This window comes from Streptomyces sp. WAC00040, from assembly GCF_056835925.1.
In genome coordinates, this window is record NZ_JAKQZE010000005.1 from 494,002 (window position 1) to 519,794 (window position 25,793).

Genomic DNA, 25,793 nt, shown 5'->3' on the forward strand with positions numbered 1-25,793 from the left:
CGCGCTACCTGTCCGTAGGGCTCACAAGCGCTGGGGCGTCCTCGGCTGTCAGAGCCTGAGCGATGCACTGCTCGGTGAGCGGGTCCAATGCGATGTCGTAGGTGTGCGCGACCGTGCGCACCCGGTCAACGGCCTTGCGCAGTCCACGGCTGTTCCCGGCGGCCTGCTCGATACTGATCCGATCCCGGTGCAGGACTTCGGCCGACTCGTCGACGTCCAGGCCGCGCAGAACTGCCCGCCTCGCTGCGTCCAGGTCGGGCCGGTCAGAGTTGCTGTGCCAGGACGCGAGTGTGTGCGCGATGTCGACGATGCGGGACAGCATCTCCTGCTGGATCGGCGCCGCCCACGGGTACGTGCCGTCGTCGAATGGGCGGCCCCGGACGAGGCCGAGGGCTGCCTCGAGGTACGGGATGCCGGTGGGGGAGCCCGCAGTCAGTCCCTGCTCCGCGAGCAGTTGGAACCGTTGCCAGTCGGACGAGACCTCCGGGCGGAACGCGTATCCGTTCTTCGGCCGGGGCAGGTACGGACGGCCATCGGCTGTGCTGCCCAAGCGGTTGCGGATCTCGGTCAGCCGGTTCTGAAGCGTGTGCAGGGACCATGGGCTCACCGGGTCCATCGCCTCACACAGCCATGCCGCCGTCCGGCCGGGCCGCAGGTGGATCAATGCGGCCAGGACCGCGACCTTCAAGGCCTGGCCCGAGGAGTCGAGTTCCCTGATGCGCAGCGGCCCCATCACCTCGATGTAGGGCCCCTGCGGTGCTCCTTCGGACAGTTCCGGGGTTGCCGCTGAGGCCGCCTCCTGCGGCGGGCAGTCGTTCTCGGCTGGGGGGACAGCGTCGCCCGGCCCCACCGACTCCGCCCGTGGTGCCGGGGCTCGCACGGAGGCCAACAGCGCGGGGAACGGGTCGCTGGGATCCTGGCTGCCCCGGCCTGCCGCCAAGCTGGGCCCAGCAGCTGTGCTCGCGTGGTCGTGGACGCCTTGCCAGGCACCCGTCGCGGGCTCGGCCGGCGCTTCAGAGATTTCCAGAGCGTGCACGTACTGCTGGTACTGCGCATCCGTGAGCCGCTGGAGCCGGATCGGCTCGGCGGCGAGCTGTGGCAGGGCGACGGACGCATCGGGAGCAGCGCTGATCTCCAGCGCCTCGGGAAAGGCGCGCCGGGTGTCGTCGGTTGCGGGAAGCACGACGCAGATCTGAAGACCGCGAGCTGCCGAGATGGCGTCCGCGAGCTGCCACGCCTCCTCGGCATCGATGTCGGCGGCGCTGATCAGAATCCACGGCAGTGGGTGGGCCATGGCATCGGGGTCGTCTTGGTGCTGGTGCAGTTCCAGCAGCAGTTCACCGATGTCTGCCGTTACCGCGGGCAGATGAGGCATCGCCCGGATCCGACCCTTGGGCAGCAGCGCGGCCAGGCTCTGCCCGAGGCCGACGGTCAGGATTTCGCTGTGCCTGCTCCACTGATTCGTGCCTGCCTCGAGGGCCAGAGCGCGGCACACGGCCAGGACATCGTCCGCTGCGCCGTCGAGCAGCAGTGCCTGGGCATGCAGAAGGTCAGCGAGCAGCAGGTCGCCGTTCTGCGTGGCTCCGAGTGTGACGAGCGACGGATACGGCTGTGCGGAGGTCGGTTCGACGGATTCGAGGGGTGCGCTCGGCCCAAGCACCCAGGTGCCTCGGGTCTCGCCGGACACGAAGGGCTTGGGGGCCGGCGCTGTGGGGTCGTCAGGAAGGAGGACGACAGATGACTCGGTGACTCGGGCGCCGCGGATGGCGGGCAGGCCGTTCCCGGCTTCCTCGGCGTGGGAGATGAGCGCCCTCAGCGCGGTGTCCAGGAGCGTTACGCCAGACGGTGTTCCTGAGGCATGCGCAATCTGCTCCGCGGCGGTGGGTTCCTCCATGGCGATCGTCTCTCCGGCCCGCCGACGGCGCTGTTGAAGGACCCGCTTCACCGCGAGAGCGCCGGTGAGCGAGGCGGCCAGCAGCGCGCCGATCCCTCCGGCGAGTGCGGCTTGCCGCAGCAGGGATGCGTCCTGGTGCTTCGACACCGGGACGTCGGGGGCTGCCGTGCTCGGCTGATGGCTTGGGGACGCCGCAGGGCCTGGTGCGGATGCTGCGGGGTCGCGAGAGGGGAGAGACTCCTCGTGTCGCGGCGTGGGGGACTTGCTGTCGTCCTCCGTCGCTGGGCGGTCTGCGGGCGGGGGAGTGGCGTTGGAAGGCCCGGGTTCCGCGGGCGACTCGGCATTGGAGTCCCGCTCAGGTTCGTCACGTCGCTCGTCGTCGTCCCTCGCCGCGTTGCCGGGTGAGACCTGTGGCAGGTCAAGCCTCTGCCCCGGCCGGATGAGATCGGGGTCGGCGATCCGGTCCCGGTTCGCGTCGTAGAGCTCAGGCCAGCGGTCACCGTTGCCGAGTTCGTCGCGTGCGATCTTCGACAGGTAGTCGCCGGGCCGCACCGTGTACGACTCGGCAGCGGTAGTTGCCCCGTCACTGTCGAGGACGGACCTGCCGACTGCTTGGGGCTCTGGATGGTTTCCCTGCGGGGTGCTCGAGGCGGGCAGTAGAAGCGTCCAGCCGGGTTGCAGCACGGCGTCGGCGCTGAAGACTCTGCCGTCAGGCATCATGCGGCCCTCGTTGAGGTCGATGATGGCAGCGAACTCCTCCCCGCTGCCCAGTTCCTTCTCGGCGATCTGCCACAGGCTCTCGGCGGGCCGTACGTCCCGGACGGTGTACTCGCGCTGCTGAGTCTGCGCCGCGGGGTTCGACACGGTGGCGCTCTCCCGGCCCTCAGCGGTCTCTGCGCTCGACCGCTCGGCTCCGGCCTGCGGCACCTGGCCGGTGCTGACAGACACGGAAAGCGCCGTGGGGGAAGCCATCGCGGTTCCCGCGGGGAGCAGCACCACGATGGCGCCGATCAGGGTGGCGGCGGTGCGCTGCCCCAGACGCAGGCCTGGCAGGCGCGGCGTGGCCCGGCCGCGTAGCTGTGCGGGGATCTCGACCAGGACGGACAGGGCGAAGCCTGCCCAGCCGATCCAGCCCACGGCGGCCAGGGCGAGGAAGAAGGCGCCGCTGGTGTCGGAGCGGCTGAAGAGATGTTGCAGGTCCTCGATACCGCTGTCGGCGGCGGCCGCTGTGGCTTGCCACAACAGCCACGGAAGTCCCGCCAGCAGCGCGAGGAGTATCAGCAGTGCCATCAGCGCGCGTAGTCCTCGAGCGATGCGGGCCAGGGGGCCTGAGGAAGGGCGCGGGGAGCGTGCGTTCATCAGGAGCCTTCCTCGGGGTCGGTGACGCCATGGAGAAGGGCGGCCCGACCGTGTCCGGTCGCCTGCATGTGGGTGACACCGACCAGGGTCAGGAACCGGGTCTGGTAGGTGTCATGGACGGTCACCTGCACCTGCGTGCCGCCAGCCGTGACCCTGACGGAGCCTCCCGTGCCGGCCCGCTGCAGATAGGCGCGCGCTGCGGCTGCTGCGGCTGCAGGGTCGGCGACCACCGCGGCTCCCTCCACAGCCTGGGCCGGGTCGATGGCCTGAGCGCCGGCTCGGGCGGCTTCCATGGCCAACGCGTCCGCACGCTGCGCCGCGCGGAGTTTGCCGGTGCCGTCGACGACCAGGAGCCCACCGAGGACGAGGAGCGGCACCGTGACGATCGCGGCGAACACCGAGACTCCGCCCCGGTCCCGCGTCACCCACCCCCGGTACCGGTGCCACGCTCTGGAGACCTGCACGGCGATCAGCCCCTTTCCCGATACGCGTCAACCACGCTGGTGAAGCTGGACGTGACGGTGCGCGTGCCCGGGCCGGCACTGCCGAGGAAGAACAGGTCCGCCAGCGGCACGGTGCATGAGACCGTGACGGTCACCGAGGACACCTCTCCCACAGGCACGGCGAGCCCGTCCGTCCCCGCCGTGACCCGCGTGCTGGTGCAGGGCTGACCCTGGCTGGCGAGAGAATCCTCGGCCGCCACCTGCGCGGCACGCTGCGCCTCACCAGGGGTGCGTGCCAGGGACGCGGCACGGGCCGCATGCTCGGCGGCCGTGTCCGCGAACTGGCCGGCGGCGGCGATGCGGGCTCCGGCAAGGAACAGCAGTCCCAGCGCGATGAGCAGTGGCACCACGATCACTGCCTCGATCGGGGCGCTGCCACGATCCGCTGAGCCACGGCGCGTGAGCCACCTGCGCATACGACTCATCCCCCTCAGGTGTCGTCCATCGCTCCACGGCGCCGGAAGCATCCACGGACACCGGCCAGTTCGGGATGCCGGGAATCAGCGAGAGCGCCGACCCGGTGACCCTGATCCGTACTCGCTCGGGCGTGCTGCCCACCGTGGACACGTGGTGGCCGGTGAAGTTGCTGCCGGCGAGCCTGTCCAGCGCACTCTGCGCCTGCGCGGCCCCCGCCTCTGGGCCTGCCCCGTACATCCGACCGGCCGCCACGCCCTCCCGGGCCGCGGTCTGAGCGACGTTGCGGGCATAGCCCCACAGCGCTGCCTGCACCCCGACGATGACGACGGCCAGCACCAGCGGGTAGATGATGGCGGCCTGGATGGCCGCATTGCCCTCGTCGTTCCATCGCCTGCTCCTCAGAGCGGACCTGCCACCCCTCCGAATCGGCGCACACGGCAGGGCGCCTCGTCCGGCCCTTATGGTCTGCTTCATTCGCCGCCGATTTTCGCGCTGTACTTCCCGTACAGCGTGGCCAGCGCTCCTGCGATCAGCAGCGCGCCAGCGATGGTGGCGAGGATGATGATGACGGTCGGGATGGGACCGTCTCCGCGGTCTCCGCGTTCCGCGACCTCATCCCGTACGGCCTGAAGCCGCGTACGCGCGGCCTGCGCCAGCGTTTGTGCTTTGACCGTGGTGCGCAGAGCGCTGCTTTTCAGGGACTGCTCGTTGTCAGGACTCTTTGGCATCGTCGTTCTCCTGGATCGTCGACCTGCCCTGCTCTTCGCAGGCAGATCAGAGGAACAGCACGTTCAAGACGGCGGGGAAGGCGATGCCGATCATGACGATCGCGGCCAGGAGAGCACCCGGTGCGCTCATCTTCTCGCTGTCCGCATTCGCCTCGGCGGCCTGCGCCGTAAGGAGTTCGGTGCGCAGGCTCGCCGCCCGCGCCCGGAGGGTGTCGTACACGGCGGCACCATCGGCCGACGACAGCCGCATGATGTCGGCGACGTCGCCGAGGATCGGAAGCCGCAGCTGCTCGCCGAGCTCGTCCAGCGCGTCCCACGGTGACGACTTGTCCGCCCTTGCCCGCAGCAGCGCGTCCTGGACCCGAGTGAGCGCCCACCCGCGGCCGATCCATGCGGCCTCCTCGAGGGCCTGCGCGGCGCCGACGTTCGACGCCATGCGCAAAGCGACGAGCTCGAGATAGGCCGCAGCGGCGTGGGCGAACTCCGCCCTCGCCTTGCCCGCCTGATCGCGCACCTGCCAGTCCGGTACGAACCACAACCCCGCAGCAGCGACAACTCCGACGACGCCCGGGACCAGCACCGGCACACCCAGGCCCATCAGCGTCCATCCGGCGGTCACGATCACGGGCAGCAGCAGCCCGGCGAGAGCGAACGCCACCTTCGTGAGAAGGAACTGCTCGGCGCTCTGCCCCAGCAGACGCAGATCGGCATGGGGAAGACGGCCGGGAACGCGGTCGACGAGCCACCGCCCCCACACAGCTTGTGCGGCCGCCCCCCGGCCCCCGTTGACCGGCGCCTGCACGACGGGGGAGGGGCCAACCGGTGGGCTCAGGCGGCGCAGCGCGGGCCCGAGTTTCGGCGCGGCCGGGACAATCTCGCTGATCACCAGCGCCAGGCCTGTTCCAGCCACGGCGCCGCACATCACCAGCACGGTCGTCGGGCTCACGGCGTCACCACCGGCTCCTTCTGTCTGACCCGGCTGCGAGGGTCCGGAACCAGGAACCGGGGCACCGGTGTGTGCCCGGCCAGCGAACGCATCCACACCAGTACGCCGGTGAATGCCGCCGCCAGCAGGGCGAGCACCAGCTGCCCCAAGACGGTTCCGTAGGGGGCCGTGTAGGCAGGTACCGCGAACCCGCCGAGTACTACGCCAAGGCTGATCAGGGTCATCCACCGCACAGCAGTACGGGACTTGGCCCGGTCGGCCTCGATCTGCCGTCGCTTCGCCACCTCCTCGCGCACGGACGCGGCCATGTCTTCCAACGCCTGCGCCAGACCAGGCCCGGCATCGACAGCACACAACGCCAGGGCCGCGCACACCTTGTCCGCAGTGACATCGTCGAGCTGGTCGGCGAACTCCTCGAGCGCCTCACGCGGATGCCACCCGGCGCGCAGCTTGTCCGCCAGGTCCTCAACCTCACCTGCGATCGCGGCAGGCGGGTTCTTCCGCGCCGAGACCAGGGCCTGCTGCAGCGCGAAGCCGAGCCGCATGACATCCGCCAGGCGCTGCGTCCACTCCGCCAACCCCTCCAGCTTGCTGATCCGGGCCGCCGGGGACGCCGCTGGCGACAGCAGCCACGGCACACCGACCACGGACGCACCCAGCAGCACACCGGCCACGAACACGCCGGTGACCACCCACACCAGCCCAGCCCCCAGTAGTCCCGCCCCTGTCAGGAGCCGCACCCGGGCAAGGTGCCCGCCTGCCATCCGGGCCCGCCATCGGCTCGCCAGACTCGGCGGCTTCGCCGCTGTGGTGCCCTTCACCCCAAGCAGGACCGTCAGCAGCCCGGCCATCACCACAGCTCCGCACCCGCCCCACCACAGGCCCCCGCTCATGCACCCACCGCCGACCGCCACGCGCCGACCTGCCGGAACAGCGACATGTCGAACCCGCCCTCCTCGAGCCGCTGCGCCAGCGCCGGCGACGGAGGCGTACGAGGAACCGCACGAGCTTCATCACGGGCAGGACCGAAGAGCTCGTTGTAGGCCGGGCGGCCGCCCTCGCCGACGCCGGTGATCTCCCAGACATGCGACACATACCGTCGAGTGCGGCCCGCGGACCGGTCGACGGACAGGAACACCACCAGGTGCAGGCCGTTGGCGATCTGCCGGTAGGCCAACTGCTCGCTGAAGTTTCCCTGCGCCAGCAGATACAGCTCCGCGATCCGGTCGAACACGACATGCGGCGACGAGGCGTGCATCGTGCACAGGTTCCCGCCCCGGCCGTTCGTCAGAGCCTGCATCATGGCGGTGATCTCCGGCCCGCGGACCTCGCCGACCACGATCCGAGTGAGCGACATGCGCAAAGCCCGCTGCATCAACTCCAGCAGCGTGATCTCACCCGCTGCCCGGCCGTCGACCCGCTCCCCGTTGGACTCCCGCGCCTCCATCGGCACCACCTGCCGGTGGTAGCCATTCTTGTGCGCCCACAGCTCGAACTCAGTCTCCAGCGTCCCGAACCGCTCCTCAGCAGGGATCTCCTTCAACAGCGCCCGCAGCAGCGACGTCTTACCAGAGTTCTGCTCGCCGACGATCATCATGTTCCGCTCGGCCCGCACGCTCGCAGCCAGGAAGTCCCTCAGGGCGGCGGACACGGCGCCCAGGCGAGCCATCTCGGTCAGATCGGCGTGCTGAACCCGGTGACGACGGATCGTCACGTATGTGCGCTCTCCGGTAACCTCCGTCATCGCCTGCAGCCGGGAGCCGTCCGCGAGCCGCAGCGCCAGCAGCGGGCTGCCCGTGGAGAAGGTCCGCTCACCCTGCCCGCTTGTCCGGGCCAGATCGCGCACCAGTTCCCGCAACTCTTCGTCAGAGTCGGCGACCGGATCAGCACGCACCACACGGCCGTCCCCATAGTCGAGGTGCACCTCGTCGTGGCCGTTGATGAAGATGTTCTCCACCGCGGTGTCGTCGAGATAGCGCTGCAGACGGCCGGCACGGAACAGCATGTCGAACACGACCGTCGCCAGCGCCTGCTCACCCTGGCGGGACACCGGCCGGCCGGCCTGGGCGGCATCGGCCCACACCGTCACCGCCTCGTTGATCAGCGCCCGTGCCCGCTGCTCCGACGCTGTCCCGGACAGGGCCCGCCCAGCCTTGTACTCGGCGAGCATCTGCTCACTGACCCGCTTCTTGATCTCGCGCGCCGCACGGTAGTCGATCTGCACCTGCGGCAGCGCCGCACTCCTCATGGCCGCCGGTGCGGCCGCACCGGCGGTGCCCCCGGTCGGCCCACCAGGACCGGATGCCCGCAGTACCCCCGGGGCGGGCCGGGAAGGCTGCGGATGCAACGGCTCAACCTGCATGACGAGCCACTCCCCACCGCGGATCGCTCAGGCGCCGCTGAATCCCGGACTGCACCCGAGCCCGCCCAGCCGCGAACTGCTGCAGATCCGCCACCACCTGACGCGCTGCCCGCATCAACTCCCCATGCGCGAAACGCCGGTCCTCCGGCGCCCCATCGGAAAGCACCGCCGCCTCCTCTGCACGGAACGGCAACGCAGCGATCACCGGAACACCCAGTGCCTTCTGCACCTCTTGCCGCCCGTAGGGGCCCTGCTTGACCAGCAAGACGCACAAGCCTGACGACCCACGCCCGTCCTCCGCCTCGAGAATGCGGCGGAGCATCGCAACCCGCGACCGTGCGGCGTGCACGCTGCGCATCGTGCCGCGCACGACCAGCACAACCGCATCCGCTCGGGCCGCCAGCACCTGCGAGGCGCCGAAGGCACCGCCACGGCCAAGGTCGACCAGCACGTCGTGCCGATGGGCGTCGATGCCGGAGAACAGATCGGCCAAGGGCCGCCACACCCCGCGCAGCTGCGCTGCCTGCGACGGCTCCGTCAGACCGGGCAGCAGCAGACGACTGCGGTCCTCCTCGTCCCGCCCGGCGTTGACCGCCATCAGCTGCGTCCAAAACGAGGTCACCAGCTCCTGCGTCCGCGACACCGCAAGGTTCGCCAGACCCCGGTCAGCCGGCACCCGTCCCTGGAACGCTCCAGGCAGGATGGCACCCCCATCCGGGTCGCACTCGGCCAGCAGCAGGCGCCGGTCCTGGAGCGGCCACGCCCGCAGCAGTGCCAGCCCCGTTGTCGTCACCCCGGGAGCCCCGGGCAGACCGACCAGCGCCACCACCGCCATCACGTACCACCCTTCCGGGCATCGACGACCAGAGCCACCCGGCCCGTCGCCACTTGGGCCGCCAGCCGCGGACCGTCGGCCACGGGCACCGCCACGTCCACGACCACGTCACCGCTGGCCTGCTGCCGCTCACCGACCCGAACCACGCGCGCCTTCACGGTCTCTGGTTGCTGCGCCGCGGTTCCCGGACCGGGTTCCCCACCTCTGCCAACGTCGGGGGCTCCTTCGGGAGCGGTGAACACCACGAGCACGACATTGCCGGCCGCAAGCCGTGTCGCCGGCAGCTGTGCCGGCTTCAGCCCCACCCCGACCAGCTGCTCCTCCGGCCTCACGAGTGGCCGATCCGTGAGCTGTCCACCGGACAGCAACGTGCCCGGGAGGAGCGCCACCGCCGCCCGCTGCCCCACGACCTTGCTGCGCTCAGTGGCCTTCAAGACGCTGAGCGACGGATCCAGCGATACCGCTGCCACTGTCAGGTCGCCGTCGTCGACGACTTCCCCGGCCGGAACCTCTCGCGCGACGGCCAGCACCGCAGTGCGCTCGCCCGTCTCCTGCCACGCCAGAAAGCCCCCTAGGCCTCCGGCAGCAATCAAAGCCGCCCCCAGCGCCGCCATGCCCGGCCTGCGACGCCGGGCCCGAAACGACACGGCTCCCGCACTGTCGGGCAGCGCGGTTGTCGGCGAAGTCGCCGTGGTCGTGCTCACCTTCGTTCCTGTTGTCGTCATCGGCCGGCTGCCTGCAGTTCACCGATCACGACCGGGGCCTGGGACGTACGCGTCTCGAGCAACTGGCCTCCACCAGACGCGCCGTCGGCCTCCCAGTCGATGACCCAGGTCGAGGTCGCCGTGACGGTGTACCGGCCGCCCTTCTCTCCGCCGGACGTGCGGGTATAGGTGTGACCACATGTAGGGGAGGGCTTCTTCCCGTACTGCGGGTGGTACGCGGTCCCCGGTCCGCCACAGGTGACCGTGCTGCCGTCGCCCATGCTCCACACGATCTGAGAGACCTTCGCTGTCGCCGTGACCGTGATCCCGCCCGCGGAGGCGGATGCCGTGTTCGGCCCATAGGTCGTCGGGCCGGTCTCTGTCCACATCCACACCGGCATCCCCACCAGACCGGTCGAGCCGGGCCGTGGAGCCATGCCGATATCGGGCCCGGACAACCGCATTTTGTCCACGGCCTGCTGCGCGAGAACAGCCGGATCCACGGCCTCGGGCTCTGTGCCGTTCGGCGCCCATACGGGCTGGTCGAACACTGAGCTCGCCCCACTGTCCGTGAAGTGACGGCACGACCGGACGTAGAGCGTGGTCGTCTTCGAGTCGTGGCCCTTCCAGTACTGGCTACCGGCGGGCGGCTGCGGCTCCATCTTCTTCACCGTGCACACCGGAGGCTTTGACGACCCTGTCCCGTTGCTTGAACCGGTACCGCCGGCCGGCCGAGTCCCGGCCGATTCAGGGGTCCGGGCACCGACACAGAACGACTCCAACCCGCACCCGCCCGCGTCAACGGACGGCCCGCCGTCAGCCGCCGCTGTTCCGCCTGTGCTGTATATGAGCGCCGCCACCATGCCTGCGGCCGCCGCGACGCCTCGCCCGCTCAACATGCCCGGTCCTCTTGCGTCGCCTTGACCACGACCCACCGTCCGTCCCAGCGCTCCATGGACACCGAGCTGACGTACCGGGTGCGTCGCTCCTTCGGCAGTGCGACCGGCAGATTCGACTCTTCCTCGACAAGCGTCCAGCCAGAGACGTCCAGGCAGTCCCGCACCGACGCGGCCCATACCGCGCCCGCGGTGTTCAATTCAGTGACGGACGGGGCCTGCTGCGGCGCGCCCGTTGCCACGAACCCCTGCTTCGCGAGACCGGCGATCTCACGCGCAACGGCAGTCCAAGCCTCGGCCACGGCGTACTCGGCCAACCGCGTGCCCTGAGCGTCAGCCTGTGCGTAGGCCGCCTGCTTCTCTCGCCAATACGCGCTGTATGCCTTCAGCGCCGCAGCCTTCACATCAGCATCCGGGTCCGCCGGCCTGGTCAGCGACGGGGACTCCGCAGCAGCCGTGAACGGGGGTTGGGAGGATGAAGCCGTCCCGCGGGCCGCTCCCTCAGTTCCGCCGCTGCACGCCGCAAGCAACAGCGCTGCGCAGGCTGCACTGACGGCTGTCAGATGCACCCTCCTGTGCCTGTCCCTGTCTCGCTGAGCGCCTCGCATGAACCCCCCTCTGGTCGACTGGATGACGGTTGCCGCTGGTCAGTGGCGAATGAGGCCAGTACAAGGCCACCGTAGGGAGCCGGAAAGCGTTCCGACACTCACCACTGCACAAATGCGCTGGTCCAGGGTGTGGAAGTGCACAACTTGCCGTGGCATCGGCTGAAATCGCAGCACCTATGGCTCAGTTCAAGGTGGCAAGGCGAGCGAGTGCAGGGGTACGAGCGGAAGCGCCGGCGTGCGGGCCACTGAGGTGTTCGCCTCACGCTGGAACCGGCCCGGCCGGAAATAGAGGGAGTGGCTGAGGTCGGCCGCCCAGGCGGCCGACCTCGTGGTGCAAGTGGCGTGTTCAGAAGTCGATGAGCCCGCCACCGAGCGAGTGCCAGCCGTCTGGGTTCCATCCGCCGCCAGATGCAACCTGCCATCGGACCCAAATGGCTGAGTCCGTGGCACGGGCGTAGACGTCGAATCGCCCGTCGGCGTTACGAGCCACGGCGGGCGCGCTCACCAGGTTCCCGTTGCCGAGCGATTCCCACTGGGCCGGGCCGGACCAGCCGCCATCGCCGTTGACACCGTGCTGCCAGATGTGCCAAATGGCGCCGTCTGAGCCGCGGCAGAAGATCTCCAGTCGACCGTCAAGGTTCTCGGCGACTACGACGTTGCTGTCCAGTGACGCAGTAGGTGGCTTTCCAAGGAGCCTCCAGCCCTCCGGATTCCAGTGCGTGCCGCTGGCATCGAAGAACTGCCACCTTAGGTAGAGCTGCCCGTCGGTCGCCAGGGCGTAGGCCTCCAGCCTGCCGTCCTGATTCAATCCAGCAGACGGATTTCCGACGAACGTCAGGATGTCCGCACTGCCCTCCTTTGTTCCTTCCAGGGCACCCCAGCTGTCGTTCCACGTGAGGTCTTGGTTGGCGCCAAACTGCCAGATGTGCCGCATCTCGCCAGCGGCGTCGATCGCGAAGACCTCCAGTCGGCCGTCGTTGTTCCGAGCGACTACGGGGTCGCCCGACACAGTCCCGGGCAGCGGATGCCACACGCCCAGATAGCCGGTATTGTCCGGCTTCTGCCACGTGTGGTAGACGATGTTGTCGGTGCAGCGGGCGAATACGTGAAGCCGACCGTCTGCGTTCGCCGCCACAACGGGGTCGGAGGCCAGCGCTACGCCCGGCCGTCCCAAGCTGCGCCAGTCACCGCCCGGAGGATCCCATCCGGAAGGCCCGCCAGGTTCCTTCTGCCACTTCACGTGAAGGTTGCCGTCGGTGCCACGCAGATAGATGTCCAGCCGGCCGTCTCCGTTTTGCGCGAGGACTGGCTCACCGTCGCCAAGCCCTCCCATAGGCTGCCAGCCTTCGGAGTTCAGGCCGTTGCTGGGCGCTACTTGCCATCTGTGATAAACGTCCTTCCCGCCAGCGCGCGCCACGATTTCCAGGCGGCCATCCGGATTGGGATGGACTCTGATGCGGTTGGTGACAGGTTGCTTCATCGTTCAACTCCTTGCTCCCAGCGCCCTCTTGGCGCCCCGGCCAGGTTGCCTCCGGCATGCGCAGTCGGCAGGAGTATTAGGCCAAATGGGTGAAATTAGGTTTAACCATCACCAAGGCTGCACTGTTCAAGCCATGCAGGAACACGGCCGTGGGAGTGGACCAGGCGCTGTGACACCTCCGGCGATATCTCCTGGGGTTCCGTCCTGGCCGCGGGGGTCGTCCACCCGACCGGTCTGACCGAGGATCTCCACAGTCGTCGACCGGCGAGGCACCCGGAAGCATCCGCAATTGACGGCTCGCCGTTCAGCACGCGTGCTACAGCTCCATCCACGAGCGCGGCTCCGCCGTACCGGCAAGAGGCGTCCACACTGCCGATGTCGGCCTCTGCGTCTCGATGTCCTCCAGGATGGCCGCGCCCAGTGGGACCTCCGACGACATGCCGGCAACAAGTGGATGCCCGGCGACCATGGCCCGCAGATCCTCGATTCTGCGCTCGAGACTTGGCCTCGTGGCACCCGTCAAGACAAACAGGATCCTGGGAAACCGCGGGTAGAAGCGCTGCCAGGCAAGTCCCGCAGCCTGGTCACCGACGGTGCCACGTCGACCGACCGGCTGAGGCGCATAATCGAAGAACCGGGCGAACGCGATCAACTTCCGCGCCAGACGCTCCGAACTCATCGTCGCGCGATCAACCTCGACAAAGGCGCGGTACTGCACCCGCCGCGGAGCCGTTGCCGTGTAGTACAGCAGCGCGTCGGCCACGAGCCGATCTTCACCGCCCGAGTCCGGGAGCTTGTGGGCCGTCTCCGGGAGCCAGTCCAACGGCCCGTACTCATCACCTCGCCGCTGTGCGTCGGCCAGAAAGGCGAGATGAGCCCTCACCACCGCATGCGTGTGAGCGATCCGCAGCGACGCGTCGAAACCGTCGGCCGGAGCGAACACGGTCCGTCCGCGGAACTCCGGCCAGTCGTTGACCAACCGGGCGCCTTGAGGGGTGAGGAACCACATTTGTTCGAGCCCTCGACGCACGCCGTGCTGCCCGACCAGTCCCTCTTCCACCAGGGTGGCGAGGCGCCTGGTGATCCGGCGGCGGCCGGTGGCAGGGCTGAGCATGACGTGGACCTGCGCAGTGGTCAGCACGCGATGCTGGGCCAGCAGCACCAGCGCCCGCCGGAGCGCAGTTTCTTCCAAGCCGCTCTGGGCTGGGACCGTTTCCTGGGCAGCCGAAGGCGTCTGCTCCAATTCCTCATCGATCGTCACTGGAACTGCCCTTCGTTTGCGTCGCTATCGGTGTGGTTCTCCGCCGTAGTGCCGACACGGCTGACCGCGAAGGCTAGGACCTCTCCCTCTTGGTTGGCGGCGATCTCGAGCAGGTCGGCGAGAGGCACCGCTCCGGTGTTGCTGCGGGCCGCGCTCATGAGGCGCGCCATCTGCTTCTGGTCGCCGGCCCGTCCGGGGAATACCTCTTCGAGGAGCGGCCCACGAATCTGTACGGGCCCGATGCGCTTGCCCCGGACGGTGAACGAAGCCCAGTGCTCGAAACGGTCGAGCTCTGCCGCGTCGGCTGCCTCCACCCTGCCGCCCCACTCATCCGTGATGTGCCTGATGGCTTCCACCGAGCCAGCCGTCGTCGACAAGCAGGAGGCGTTCTGCACCAGCGCGGTTCGCACCTCGGGGCTGATGCGGTGCAGGAGTTGAGACATCGCATGGAGCCGCACCCGGAACTTCCTCAGCTGCTCCGTGATCTGCGCGAGCGATACAGAAGCGGCGCCGTCGAGAGAGATGAGTTCGTCGAGGTAGATGCGGAACGGCCGGCGCGCGCTTTCTGGAACGTCGCGGCGCGACAGGCCCGCCCGCAACATGTCCCGTACCAGCAGCGACAGCAGCAGCCGGTCCGTCGGCCCGCTTCCGGGCGGGCAGATCCACACGACGCGAGCCTCGTCCATCGCCCGACGAATGTCGTACGTGCCGACCGGCGAACCAAGGAACGCCCTCAGGACCGGCGACGACGCGAGGCGGTCCAGAGGATTGAGCACCGTCGGCAAGGCGTCCTTCGGGATCTCCGGGAACGACGTCTTCCACCAGCGAGCCTCCGCCTTGAAACCCTCACCCAGGCAAGCAAGGACATTCATACGGAACTCGGGATCCGTCAGCAGGGGCCTGATGTGAAACACGGTGGCCTGGCTCGTCGGCTCCCTGGCGGCCACAGCGTGCGCGTTGAAGGCGACAAGCGCCTCCACGGCCTTGGTGAGGATTGTGATGGCTCGCGGAGCGTTGGCGTCTCCCCACCCCAGACTCGTTGCGAAGCCGTCGACGAGAGCGTTCACCACCTCGTGACCGGCCTGACCTCCATGCATTCCGAGTGGGTTCCAGCAACCGAGCACTTCGCGGTCGCCCCGAATCGTGAGGTCGAACAGGTCGACCTGCTGCATCAGGTCTTCTCGAGCGAGGTACGGTGCCACGGTCGCCCACGAGTCTTTGTGCGGGTCGACGAACGCCACGCCCCGCCCGTTGTAGGCGGAAGCCGTGGCTTGGCACAGCGCCCGCATCGTCTTTCCCCAGCCCGCCTTGCCGACCTGGACCTCGAAGAGGGTGTCGTCTTCGCGGGTGGCCAGCAGGCGCCTCCTGCCGTCCGGGCCGCGGTGGAACCCCTGCGGGATCAGCTGCCCACCGGGCACGTAGCTCGGGATGTCGCTGTGCAGCAGCGGCAGGCGGGCATGCCGGGTTGGCGGCTTGAGCAGGCCGGCCAGCTCACTCACTCGCGCCCACGAGTCGCGGGCCGGCCGTATCAGTCCGCTGGCCCACCGCGCGTCGAACCGGGTTCGCCACGGCCACTGATCAGGGCCGAAACGGATTGGGCCGAGCGCCCAGCCGAGTGACGACATACGTACACGCGCGGCGAAGATGTCGAGCGCCGCCTCGAGGTGCCGCAGCCGCCGCTCCGCCCGCCCAACGGTGTTCGACTGGCAGCGCACCATGATCTGCACACGCACCAGGCCCACGTCCTCAGCCAGCTTGCCGAGCACTGCGTCCCGATCGATCCGCGGCGGCCGCGGGGACATCAGCAGCCGGTCACGGCTCTTGCGCAGGGCGAGAATTTGCGTCAGCTGCCACAAGAGCGACTCGTCCATCGCGGAAGCGTCCTCCGTTGCCCAGCGTGCTTCCCGCTGTGCCTCACGCCGAGCACGCACACGGGCGGTCTGCAGGACGCGCCGGCGTCGTCCCTTCAACCCCCATCGGACGCCAGGCGACAGATCGATACATACCTCCGCCAAGTCCCCGTGTTCCGGACGGAGATCCGCCACCGCGTCAATCAAGGGCTGCAGAGGGTCGGGCTCCAGAGGAACTTCCCGCAGCTCCGACCCCGGCAGGCCGTGCAACGCGAACACCGCACGAACCGTATGCGTGCGTACCTTGTCCCGCACCGGCTGGGTCACCCGCGTCCGCACACGAGGACCGAAAGGCGTCTGCACCAGGAGAGGCTCAGCGGAGGACGGACCCTCCACCTGATACCGCAACGGCGTATCCCCGTCCGAACGCAGCCGGATACGCACCGATCGAGCCGACCGAGGAGTCCACCACTCGCCGGCGCTGGCCGCCCGGATCAGCTGTGTCCCGAACCGCAGCACCTCTTCCGGAGTCGTTTCGAACTGTCGCGTCGGCACAAGCTCGACACACGACCGCTGCATCAGTGCGCGCGCAGCGAGCTGACGTTGCACGAAGAGCCACACCCCGGCCACGGCGATGCCCACCAGGCCCAGCCAGAGCATGTTGTTCATGCACCACAGGCCGGCGCTGCAGATCCAGCTGACCAGGTCGATCAGCAAGGATCCTGTTTCAGAGTCGGCTGCCAGGGTCATCGCCTCGGCGTCCACGAGCTTCCTCCTTAATGCGAGAAGCGGACCGTGGCGCGACGGCCATCGGCGTAGTTGCCGAACGGGTCGGCGCCAGCCCACAACAGATGGACAACTGCCTCGCCGTCCGTACGACGGGCGATGACGGCCTGGATCCGCACCTGGCTGTATCGACGGGCAGGGCGGGAATTTGTGAAGTACGCGGGCCACCGCTCCCGGCCTACTCCGGTGACCTCCGCCGTCCAGACCTGACGGCCCACGCTTCGCAGGCGGCGCTCGGTGGACTTGGGCAGGTTTCGCGGTACCGCGGCGTCCAGCGCCTGCTGCATCGCAGCATCAGCCTGGGGGCCGGACCCCGGCGGCGGCAGCTGCGTCAGCGAGCCGTCGGCCGAAGGGGTCCCCGAACGGTGATCAGATCGAGTCGGAGACGGGGCGGCAGGAGGGGACGAAGGATCGACCGGCTGAACGCCGGATGCGAGCTCGTGGGGATCGGGTCCGCTGGGAGAGAGCGAAGTCACCAGCAAGGCGCAACCGATGCTCGCGAGTACGCCAGCAGCAAGGAGCAGCCTTCGGACCGGTCGTGATGATGAGATCACAGCAGGCGGGCCCCTCCGGCGTAGTCGGGCATGGCGGTTACGGGGTCGACGCGCACGGGGGCACCCGGCCGGGGAGCGTTCACCATCTGTCCGTTGCCGAGGTAGATGCCCACGTGGCGGATCGTGCTGTTGTCGTTGGGGAGGTAGCCGTAGAACACCAGGTCACCTGGCTTGAGCGACCCGAATCCCGCGGACGCGGGAATCCGCTCGCCGACACCCGCCTGCGCCGCGGCGGTACGTGGCAGGGACACCCCCGCACGCGCGAAGGCGTACAAGGTCAGTCCTGAGCAGTCGAACCCGACGACGGCCGCGCCGTTCTGTCCGCCCGGGGAGCAGCAGATTCCCCTGGAAGGACCTTGGGCATTGCCGCCGCCCCAGGAATAGGGCACCCCCTGTTGCCCAAGCGCGGCCTCCAGCACCGTCTTCACCGTGCCCGTCACACTGCCAAGTCCCGGGACGGACTGGGCGGCAGCGGTGTACTGGTCGATCCAGCCAAGGACGTCAGCCACGTAGGCGTCCGAATGGTTGTACGCGAACAAGGCCTTCCTCAGCTGATCGCGCTTGCCCAGGTCTCGCCCCTCACCGCACAGGTACACCCCGGCGGACACAGCAGCATCGTCGGCGTTGTGCGGATCGACCGTGCCGTCCTTGTTTCCGTCCCGCCCGAACGCCTTGAACGTTTCGGGCAGGAACTGGAATGGGCCGACCGCCCTCTCGAACCGCCCGTCCTGGTCCCACCGCCCGCCGTCGGTGTCCGGGAACGCGGTGACGTTTCCACCGACCCCCGAACCGTCGAGCACGGGCCCGAGGATCGGCGGCCGGATGTCCCCCGAGCCGGTCACCGCCCTGCCGGCGGCGTGATTCGACTCGATCCGTGCGATGCCGGCCAACACAGGCCACCGCATCCCCTTACAGCCCTTTACCGCGGAGCTGATCTGCGGCACAGCGTTCTTGTAGGCCTTGAGCATCCGCTCGGGTATTCCTGGAGCACCGCCTCCCAGATCGGCAGTCGCCTCCCCGCCGAGAGCCAGCGACCCGCCGCGCACCGCGGACATGGCGCCCAGCACCGGCACAGCGCATCCGGCGGCGCACATGATCAGCAGCACACCGAGGCACCCGGCCTTCCGCCAGGCCCTCATGACTCACCGCCCTCCCAGGCATCCCAGTCGAACTCGTCCTCGTCACGGCTGGCTCCCCCCGACGGGTTGCTGGGCCTGACGCCCCGGGTGTGGTTGAGGGCATCGAGCACACGGTCGCGAGCATCGACCGAACGGTCCTCCAGGCGCACAGCTGCTGTCGTCTGTGCTCCGCCGCCTGTTCCCTCGTGTGTCGAGGCGTACAGAGCGGCGCCGACCGCCGCGTCACGGACCAGGTCCCGCGCGCGGCCCGCGGGGTCGGACAGGCGCCAGGCGACTGCGGCCCGCTGGGAGACAGAGTCGACTCGGCTCGCCGCGTTCCTGGCGATGCCTTGCCAACGGTCGGCGTCGTTGCGGACCTGATTGGCCGCCACCCGCAACTGTGTCCGCGCGTCCTGCGTGAACTGCGTTGCCCCGATCCGGGCGGTGCGCACGTTCCGTGGCAGCCCCAGCGTTGCTCCGTACCCGAGTTGCGCCGCTCGAGCGGCCACTCGGTAGCCCCGGAACCGTGACGCGCGCTGATGGATGCGCCCGCCGAGCAGCGGACGATCGGTCTCAGGGTCGTGCAGAACCTCGCCAGTGCGGTGGTTGACGGTCAGGCCACCCGGGTCGTCACCGTGTCCCTGGCCCCGACGGCTCCCGTCGCCTTCGGCGATGGCGCGCAGCAACTGCAGCGACGGGTCTTCCTGCGGGGGCTTGGGTCCGATGAGCGCCGCGTGCGCTCCGCGGAGTGCCAGGCGGCCGCCGCGCAGGCCGAGAGTGAGTGGAGCCAGCCCGCGACGGGCCTCTGTCCGGGCGTCGCCGAGCAGCCGGCTCGGATCGCCGGGGGTGCCGCCGCCGTCGGCCATCGCAGCGAGGCTGCCGAGCATCTGGTGACGGAATCCGAACGCGTTGAGCGCACGGGACGGGCCGACCTGAAGACCGCCCCGGCTACCGCCGGACCCGTGCATCGCGAGCGCAGCGCCGATCTCCGAGCTGTCGCCCAGCATGTGCGTGCCGCCGACCTTGGCGTAGCGCATCTGCATGGTGAGGCGCTGGCCGAACGTGGAGACACCGGCGAGCAGGCGCCGATGGAAGACGAGGCCGACGATGGCCAGGGCGTTCAGCAGCAGAAGCCGCTCGACCATCAGCTCGGGCCCGTCAGTGAGAATCACGTCCATGGCGATGGCCAGGGCCGGGATGCCCATGGAGATGACGAACAGGGCCATGACGCTGATGCAGAACAGCCCCAGCCACTTCCACACCACCTGGCGGCTCGGGCCGGGCAGCATGCCCCACACGAATGTGACGACTCCGACCGTGGCGGCGCCTACGTTCGCTGCCTGCGTCCCCAACAGCACCATGGCCGATGACAGCAGCAGGGCGCAGATCAGCAGAGCGGCGACCAGGAGCAGGGCGGCGCCACCCACGCGCCACCAGGTCGGGGTTTTGGCGTACGCGGCGCATTCTTTGCCGACGGGCCCGGCGGCCTCCAGATCCTTCAGGAAGGCTGCGAACTGCCGGTCCTCGTCAGAGACCAGAGGGGTCCTGGCCTCCAGAAGTTCGCCGCCAGGGGTCAGCTCCGGCACTTCGCCCGCCGGCCCGCTGTCCTCGTCGAGGCAGTACTCCTTTGCCGGGCCCCTGAGGAGACCGCAGCCACGCTCCTGGTCCTCTTTGTCGTCGGCCTCGCTGCTGGCGGGCAGGTAGCGGCCACTGACCCACTTCAGATGCACCTGGTACGCGGCCCGGTCGGACTCCTTACCCGGATCGAGGATCCGCCCGTACTGCAGCAGCATGTACGGCTTCACCACCAAGGAGTTGGTCACCGAGTCCTGCAGGGGCCGGGTCACCTGCTCCGCCGTCACCGTGCTCGCTTCACGCTGGTAGCAGGCCCGCTCCGCGCCTCCGCTCGTGTTGTCGCACGGCCCGCCCGACGCGATCTTGCCGCCCCAGTCGTAGGAATTGACTGTCGTCGTCGCGACTTCCGCCGCAGCCTGCTGGGTGCGCACCAGCGGCCCCTGGTCGGAAAGCAGGTAGTCGGGACGGACCAGTACCGACGCCGACAGCGCCGCGATCACCAGCGTGAGCAGGATCTCCCCGACCCCGCGACCAACACGGCCGCGCACCATGGTGACGAGACCGAAAACGAACGCCCACGACAGCAGCAGGCCCTTCAGCCCCAGACTGTCGACGACGACGCGCTCGTAGGCGTCGGAGACCTGCTGCGCCGGACCGGCCAGCATGCCGAACAGCGGGAAGCTGAAGGCGAACTCGATCGCCCAGCAGGCGAGCCCGACGAGCAACTGCACGATCGTGAAGAGGCCACCGAGGACGAACGTCAGGCTCTGTCCTTCAATGTTGAGCAGCGACCCGCCTGAGGCGGCGAGCTCATATTCGTTGATCGGCGCACCTTCGCTGGTGGTCACGTTCAGCGGTGCGAGGAAGTCACCCGTCTCGCCACCGCCGGCCGCAGCATGCGCGACGCTGCTGTTGACCGTCAGGAACACGACCGTCAGCATCGCCACCCAAGCGGCAGACCGTGCCCGCCCCCTGTCGATACGCATCATGGCTTCCCCCGCCTCGCTGTGACGATCAGTCCTGCACCCGACGCCAGGGCGGCACTGGAGAAGCCGAGCAGCCACAGGCGCTGCTCCCGCGAACCAACGACCCCGCCAACACGGCCCACACCGCCACAGCCCGCCAAGTCGTCGCACGGCTTCGCATGCTGACCGGCCCCGTCCGGCCCTTGCTTCCCCGACTGCGCGGGCGGGCAGGGCAGCCACCACGACGCGCTCAGGCACCCGAGCAACGTCAGTCCGGTCAGCCACAGCCACCAGGACCTGATGGGCGCCGCTCCCCGCCCGCCCCTCACTGCACGTCTCCCGCGGTGCGGGCCTTCACCGGGCGCCCGCCCGCCGCGTTCTTCGCTCCGCGCCGGCCCGTCGCGTCAGGAGTGGTGAAGATCGCCTGCTGAATGCGCGGGACGGGCGGTACGTGCACCCGGATCCGGCCGACCTGCATCCGCGGGTCGCGTAGCAGCATCTCGCCGACGCGTCCCTTCTGGCCGACCGGCGACAAGCCCGTGGTGACCAGCCGGACGAGGTCCTCCGACGAGCTGTCCAGCCCGAGGAACTCCAGTCCCTTGCGGGCACGCGCGGTGTCGCTGGTCCGCGCGAGGACCTTGTACGCGAGAAGCCCCGCGTCCTTGCCCAACTCGCTGGTGTCGTGCGCACTGAGAAGGCACCCGGCACCGTGCTTGCGGCCGTCGTGCAAGATCTCGTGCACGAGCGCGCTGCCCTCCGCCGAGGAGGTGAGCCAGTAGACCTCGTCCATGGCCACGGTGCAGAACCGGGACGGGTCGCTGAAGGCGGCCTGCCTGGCGATCGCCGCGATCAGATACAGCACTGCCCGGCCGATCAGGGCTTCCAGCGGCTGCTGCCGCAGGACCTCGATGTTCGCGAAGGCCTCGCGCGGCGGCAGCGTCAGGCCGGCGGTGGTCACCACCACCATGTCCGCGCCGAGATCGCCTTCCAGCGTCACCGGCGGCAGCCCCGAGTCGAAAACCATGGCGGCGAGCGGGTTGGAGGCAACGATCTCGAGAAGGTCGGCCACGGTCGCCGCCGCATCCCGACGTGTCGCCGGCCCGCTGCCCGCATTGGCGAGCTCGCGAAGGATGTCCAATACCGTCGCCATCGACGGCGTGGCCCCGGCCGCTGCCTCCTCCACGGCATGGTGAAGCACGGCTCCTGAGGCCGACATGGGCCCCACGCCGAGCTGCAGCGTGAGATAGGACAGCGCGTAGTGCGCCCCGACAGGCCCGCGGAACACCCGCAGCGGATCGATCGACAACGCTGCCTGCGCTGCGTCGATCACCTGGCACCGATCTCCAGCGGCCGACGTCGCGAACGAGGCCCACTCCCGGATGGGCGTGCGGTCGATGACGATGGCCCGCCCGCCTCGGTCAACGACGGCAGCGGTCAGCAGCTTGGCCAGCACACTCTTGCCCGCGCCGAGATCACCGACGATGCCCACGGAAGCGGAAGCATTACGCTGCGGCGCGTCCGCGATGTTCAGCAGCACCGGCCGCGCGGTGCCGCAGTCCAGGTCGGTGCCCACCATCATTCCGGTCGGATCGCCCACCCGCGTGTTTGTGAACGCTCCGGACGCAGCCCAGTCCTCCGACAGCTGATGTTGCACGAACTCCCGCACCGCCGGAGGCCGTGCAGCACCCGGCAGCCCCAGCACGAACAGGTGCTCCTGCATCCCGTGCGGACGCACCGCCCGATAGTCCCCACCGGACAGCAGCGACGACAACGCCCGGGCCCGGGCATCGCACACTTCCGCGGTCGGCCCCCACACCGACAAGACGGTCACCGACTGCACCTCGACCTCGACACTCGTCTGCGACAGCCGCTCGTCCTCCTCCGCCAGGGCGCCAGCGGCCTCGGGCAGCGAATGCGGCATGCCCGTCGGCTGCGCCCCGTACTGGTCGGCCTGGTCGAGCAGATCCTTCTTCTTCCGCTGCACCTGCTCCTTGGCCCGGCTCGCCGGAATCAGGTGAAGATCGACCGTGAAGTCGACCGGAAAGTCGAGAGCCTCCAACTGGGCAAGCAGATCTGAGGACTCCACCGTCCGCGCAGCTGGCATCTCGGCGAGAGGAAGGTGCGCCTGGTATCCGATTCCTGCCTCGCACTCGACCTGGAGCCACCGCCTGCCCAGAGGTGACGTCCCGCTCCCACGCCACCAAGAGCGCAGCGCCTTCGGCCGGTCCCGCTGCTTCGCCCGCGCGGCGTCCTGGTCATCGAGCTCTCCCGGCGCAGGGGACTGACCACCCTCCAGCAGCCGGACCTGGCCGAGCTCCGCGTACGACGGAGACCGTAGCGTGCCGGCCGCCACCCGGCTCTCGAACAGGGATGAGTCCTCGGCATCTGACAGCAGGGGCTCCTCCAACCCCCGGTGAATCGAGTGCTGAACCATCCAAACGATCTCCGCCGGACGGGCGGCCCGCATGGCCATCCCGCCGCCGATCTCGGCCTCCACGCGCCGGGCGCGCTCAGCCATGTCCGCTACGGCCGACGCAGACACCGGCTTCGGATCGAGCCCCAACAGATCCTCGAACTCAGCGCGGGCGGCCCCCACCGCGACCCCGAGCCCACCCTGATCGGCGTCGAGCGGAACAGCCAGCCAGAGCGTGCGCTGATGCATCTCCTGCCCAGTGAGCATGTCCAGGCACGCAGCCGTGGTCTCCGCCCACGCCGGACGACTCTCCCAGTCGACTCCGTCGACCATCTGCTCGGCATTCTCACCCGGATCAACCCGAGCGGCCAGGCCATACAGCCTTGGCGCACCGGACAGGGACCGCACCAGACCCGTCACACGATCCAGCAATTCATCCCGGACCCGGGCGGGGACGTAGCGGCCGCCGGTGGCATCCACCCGCCACACCGCCCAGACACCGCTCGTCGACCACACCAGGTTCCCGGCGATGTGCCGGAAGGGAACTCGCATCATGACCTCCCCACCGTCACGCGCTCGCCGGCCTCGGCGAGCAGCCGCGCCAGCCCACTGGCCGGACCCACCGGCGACGTCGCCGCCACCGGACCGCGGCGTGGCGGTATCGCCTTTCCACCAGAGATCGGTGCCAGTGCCTCCTCAATGACGACCGAACCGGTGAGGCTGACAGCGCGACGGTCCCGGGCCACGCGGCCGCCGATCCGGCCGGCTGGATGCTGCGCCAGCAACGTCACCCAGCCGAGGAATGCAGGGGCGGGAGAGCGCCCACCGATCTGCGCCCCTCGAACAGCCCAGATCGCCACCCCCCACGCCGCAATCGGCACCGGTCCTAGCCAGGCCCACCAGGAGAAGGTGTAGATGAGCACGAGGGCACCGCCACCCATGACCACCAACTGCGCCGGGGTGTAGGGACCGAACCAGATCACCCAGTCACCAAGCTTGCCCAGGACCCACGGATGACGCCGCGCCGCTGTGTATACACGAGCGACCCTCGGCCGCTGCCCGCTCACGGCTTACTCCCCGCCCCGCCCGGGGCCTGCTCGACACCGGTCGAACCCGCCGGGTTGTTGACCTCGTCCTCGACCATCTCCGACAGGCTGTCGCGCGAGTTGTAGATACCCAGGGCCAGAACCATGGCGATAAGCGCACCGATGCCGGCCTTGAACGACATCCTGCGGAAGATCGTGATGACGACAAGGATGATCAGCGCGACCGGGAGGATCCGATCGCCCCATGACCCCGCCGTATCGATCAGACCGTCGCCGAAGTCCTCCAGCGCTCCCGCCAACTGGACACTGCGCATCACTGCGCACCCCCCTGCGCACTCGGCGCCGTGCGCATCGGCGCGGCCTGAGCACCAGCCTCAAGGGACGACACTTCCCACCGGCCCGACCGCGCGGCCACCACGACGGTGTACCGCAACGGCATCCGCGCCTGATCCGGTCCGTGCGCAGTCACCCGCGCCTGGACACGCACCCTCGTGCCGTCAGCAGGCACCGCACCGTCAGCGACCCCGGCAGCTGCAGCGACCTCGTCCAGCCGAACCGACTCGTACGTGGACCCCCCGACCTCCGCCAGCTCCGTGCCCGGCGCCAAGTACCGGTCCACCCGGCCCACATCAGCCAGGAAGGCGTTGAAGAACTCGCCCAGCGTCACCGCGAGCGCGCTACGGACCGGCAGGACATGCGGGAACTCGGTCTCTGACACATCCACGGATCGCGGCCCAGCGACCTGCGCCGGGACTCCTGTAACCCGGAACGCACCCGCACCGCCCGACGCCGACGACACAGTGACCGGGACGGCGAAGTACCGCACCGACGTCTGGGCACCGTCCCGGCCGGCCGCACGCTGGAAGTGCGCAGCGACCACGACCGACCAACGGCCGTCCTCCAACTCCGCACTGCGCACGCTCACCGTGCGCACCACACGCTGCGCATCACCCTGCGCACCGCTCCGGGGGAGATCCACCGCCGGCGCAAAGGCGCGCACGCTCTGCGCAATGTCGCTGTCCGGCATCCGCGCATCGCTGCGCAGCCACAAGTCGCAGAACAACTCGGCCACGCCGGACGGGTCGACGCTGCGCACCGCCGGGGCCGCGGCGGCCGCCGGTTGCGCAGAAGGCGCGACCGTGCCAGGAAGCTGGGAGACGACGAGGGCGGCGGGGCCAGTGGCGAGGGCCACCCAGGCGACGGCCCGCGCGACGACCACGCCGCGGCGCGCAGGACGCAGGCGGATCACCCGGCGCAGGGGGCTGCCCCCGCCAGGCTCTACGGACCTGCGCCGCAGAGAAGTAGGCATGAGGACTCCAGAACTCGAGACGAAAGGGAACGCCTCTATGGAGCCCTGGGCTACTCCCTGTTCCACTCCCCGTTGAGAGCTTGGAACATCACGAGAAGGCAGCGATCTGCGCTGGGAGTAGCGAGGAGTGGGCAGGGAGCGGGCGGATGTCTACTCCCCGATGCAGGTCAGAAGCGGAGGGAAG

General features: G+C 69.3%; 22 protein-coding genes. All 22 read right to left on the minus strand.

From position 1 onward, the window contains the following. Window positions 1-4: 4 nt before the first annotated feature. Entirely contained in the window at window positions 5-3,184 is a 3,180-nt protein-coding gene (locus MDN94_RS37205) for an AfsR/SARP family transcriptional regulator (protein WP_482730174.1), read from the minus strand. Between the two features lie 68 nt (window positions 3,185-3,252). Continuing rightward, a complete protein-coding gene (locus tag MDN94_RS37210; protein ID WP_482730175.1) occupies window positions 3,253-3,717 on the minus strand; it encodes a hypothetical protein in 465 nt (154 codons plus the stop codon). 5 nt (window positions 3,718-3,722) lie between these two features. After that, window positions 3,723-4,091 carry a pilus assembly protein gene (locus tag MDN94_RS37215; protein ID WP_482730237.1) on the minus strand — a complete coding sequence of 123 codons (369 nt, stop codon included), beginning with the start codon at window positions 4,089-4,091 and terminating at the stop codon, window positions 3,723-3,725. Beyond that, the gene (locus tag MDN94_RS37220; RefSeq protein WP_482730176.1) at window positions 3,976-4,647 is read right to left on the minus strand and encodes a TadE/TadG family type IV pilus assembly protein; all 672 of its coding nucleotides are present in this window, start codon (window positions 4,645-4,647) and stop codon (window positions 3,976-3,978) included. The genes MDN94_RS37215 and MDN94_RS37220 overlap by 116 nt, the downstream gene beginning before the upstream one ends. Beyond that, on the minus strand, window positions 4,644-4,901 hold the full coding sequence (locus MDN94_RS37225) for a hypothetical protein (protein ID WP_482730177.1): 258 nt from the start codon (window positions 4,899-4,901) through the stop codon (window positions 4,644-4,646). The genes MDN94_RS37220 and MDN94_RS37225 overlap by 4 nt, the downstream gene beginning before the upstream one ends. A 46-nt stretch (window positions 4,902-4,947) precedes the next feature. Further along, window positions 4,948-5,847, minus strand: coding sequence for a hypothetical protein (locus MDN94_RS37230; protein WP_482730178.1), 900 nt, complete (start codon window positions 5,845-5,847; stop codon window positions 4,948-4,950). Beyond that, complete coding sequence (locus tag MDN94_RS37235; RefSeq protein WP_482730179.1) at window positions 5,844-6,740, minus strand: type II secretion system F family protein; 897 nt, start codon at window positions 6,738-6,740, stop codon at window positions 5,844-5,846. Before MDN94_RS37235 ends, MDN94_RS37230 begins: the two co-directional genes overlap by 4 nt. Beyond that, the gene (locus MDN94_RS37240; RefSeq protein ID WP_482730180.1) at window positions 6,737-8,095 is read right to left on the minus strand and encodes a TadA family conjugal transfer-associated ATPase; all 1,359 of its coding nucleotides are present in this window, start codon (window positions 8,093-8,095) and stop codon (window positions 6,737-6,739) included. Before MDN94_RS37240 ends, MDN94_RS37235 begins: the two co-directional genes overlap by 4 nt. Before the next feature lie 103 nt (window positions 8,096-8,198). Further along, on the minus strand, window positions 8,199-9,044 hold the full coding sequence (locus MDN94_RS37245; protein ID WP_482730181.1) for a CpaE/TadZ family protein: 846 nt from the start codon (window positions 9,042-9,044) through the stop codon (window positions 8,199-8,201). After that, window positions 9,044-9,748, minus strand: coding sequence for an SAF domain-containing protein (locus MDN94_RS37250; RefSeq protein ID WP_482730182.1), 705 nt, complete (start codon window positions 9,746-9,748; stop codon window positions 9,044-9,046). The genes MDN94_RS37245 and MDN94_RS37250 overlap by 1 nt, the downstream gene beginning before the upstream one ends. A gap of 17 nt (window positions 9,749-9,765) precedes the next feature. Continuing rightward, window positions 9,766-10,410, minus strand: a complete 645-nt coding sequence (locus MDN94_RS37255; protein ID WP_482730238.1) for an ATP/GTP-binding protein — start codon at window positions 10,408-10,410, stop codon at window positions 9,766-9,768. Window positions 10,411-10,640: 230 nt separating this feature from the next. Beyond that, complete coding sequence (locus MDN94_RS37260; RefSeq protein WP_482730183.1) at window positions 10,641-11,048, minus strand: hypothetical protein; 408 nt, start codon at window positions 11,046-11,048, stop codon at window positions 10,641-10,643. A 550-nt stretch (window positions 11,049-11,598) separates the two neighbouring features. Then, window positions 11,599-12,732 carry a PLL family lectin gene (locus MDN94_RS37265; protein WP_482730184.1) on the minus strand — a complete coding sequence of 378 codons (1,134 nt, stop codon included), beginning with the start codon at window positions 12,730-12,732 and terminating at the stop codon, window positions 11,599-11,601. A 316-nt stretch (window positions 12,733-13,048) separates the two neighbouring features. Further along, window positions 13,049-13,993, minus strand: a complete 945-nt coding sequence (locus MDN94_RS37270; RefSeq protein ID WP_482730185.1) for a replication-relaxation family protein — start codon at window positions 13,991-13,993, stop codon at window positions 13,049-13,051. Then, window positions 13,990-16,608: an ATP/GTP-binding protein gene (locus tag MDN94_RS37275; protein ID WP_482730186.1), complete on the minus strand. Its 2,619-nt coding sequence runs from the start codon at window positions 16,606-16,608 to the stop codon at window positions 13,990-13,992. Before MDN94_RS37275 ends, MDN94_RS37270 begins: the two co-directional genes overlap by 4 nt. Window positions 16,609-16,619: 11 nt before the next feature. Further along, the gene (locus MDN94_RS37280; RefSeq protein ID WP_482730187.1) at window positions 16,620-16,916 is read right to left on the minus strand and encodes a hypothetical protein; all 297 of its coding nucleotides are present in this window, start codon (window positions 16,914-16,916) and stop codon (window positions 16,620-16,622) included. Between the two features lie 263 nt (window positions 16,917-17,179). Beyond that, window positions 17,180-18,322 carry a C40 family peptidase gene (locus MDN94_RS37285; protein WP_482730188.1) on the minus strand — a complete coding sequence of 381 codons (1,143 nt, stop codon included), beginning with the start codon at window positions 18,320-18,322 and terminating at the stop codon, window positions 17,180-17,182. Next, window positions 18,319-20,862 (minus strand): hypothetical protein, encoded by a 2,544-nt coding sequence (locus MDN94_RS37290; RefSeq protein WP_482730189.1) that lies wholly within the window; start codon window positions 20,860-20,862, stop codon window positions 18,319-18,321. The genes MDN94_RS37285 and MDN94_RS37290 overlap by 4 nt, the downstream gene beginning before the upstream one ends. Before the next feature lie 304 nt (window positions 20,863-21,166). After that, window positions 21,167-23,806, minus strand: coding sequence for an ATP-binding protein (locus MDN94_RS37295; protein ID WP_482730239.1), 2,640 nt, complete (start codon window positions 23,804-23,806; stop codon window positions 21,167-21,169). Continuing rightward, window positions 23,806-24,237 (minus strand): hypothetical protein, encoded by a 432-nt coding sequence (locus MDN94_RS37300; protein WP_482730190.1) that lies wholly within the window; start codon window positions 24,235-24,237, stop codon window positions 23,806-23,808. Before MDN94_RS37300 ends, MDN94_RS37295 begins: the two co-directional genes overlap by 1 nt. 80 nt (window positions 24,238-24,317) lie before the next feature. Then, the gene (locus MDN94_RS37305; RefSeq protein WP_467233476.1) at window positions 24,318-24,614 is read right to left on the minus strand and encodes a hypothetical protein; all 297 of its coding nucleotides are present in this window, start codon (window positions 24,612-24,614) and stop codon (window positions 24,318-24,320) included. After that, entirely contained in the window at window positions 24,614-25,609 is a 996-nt protein-coding gene (locus MDN94_RS37310; RefSeq protein ID WP_482730191.1) for a conjugal transfer protein, read from the minus strand. The genes MDN94_RS37305 and MDN94_RS37310 overlap by 1 nt, the downstream gene beginning before the upstream one ends. Between the last annotated feature and the right edge of the window lie 184 nt (window positions 25,610-25,793).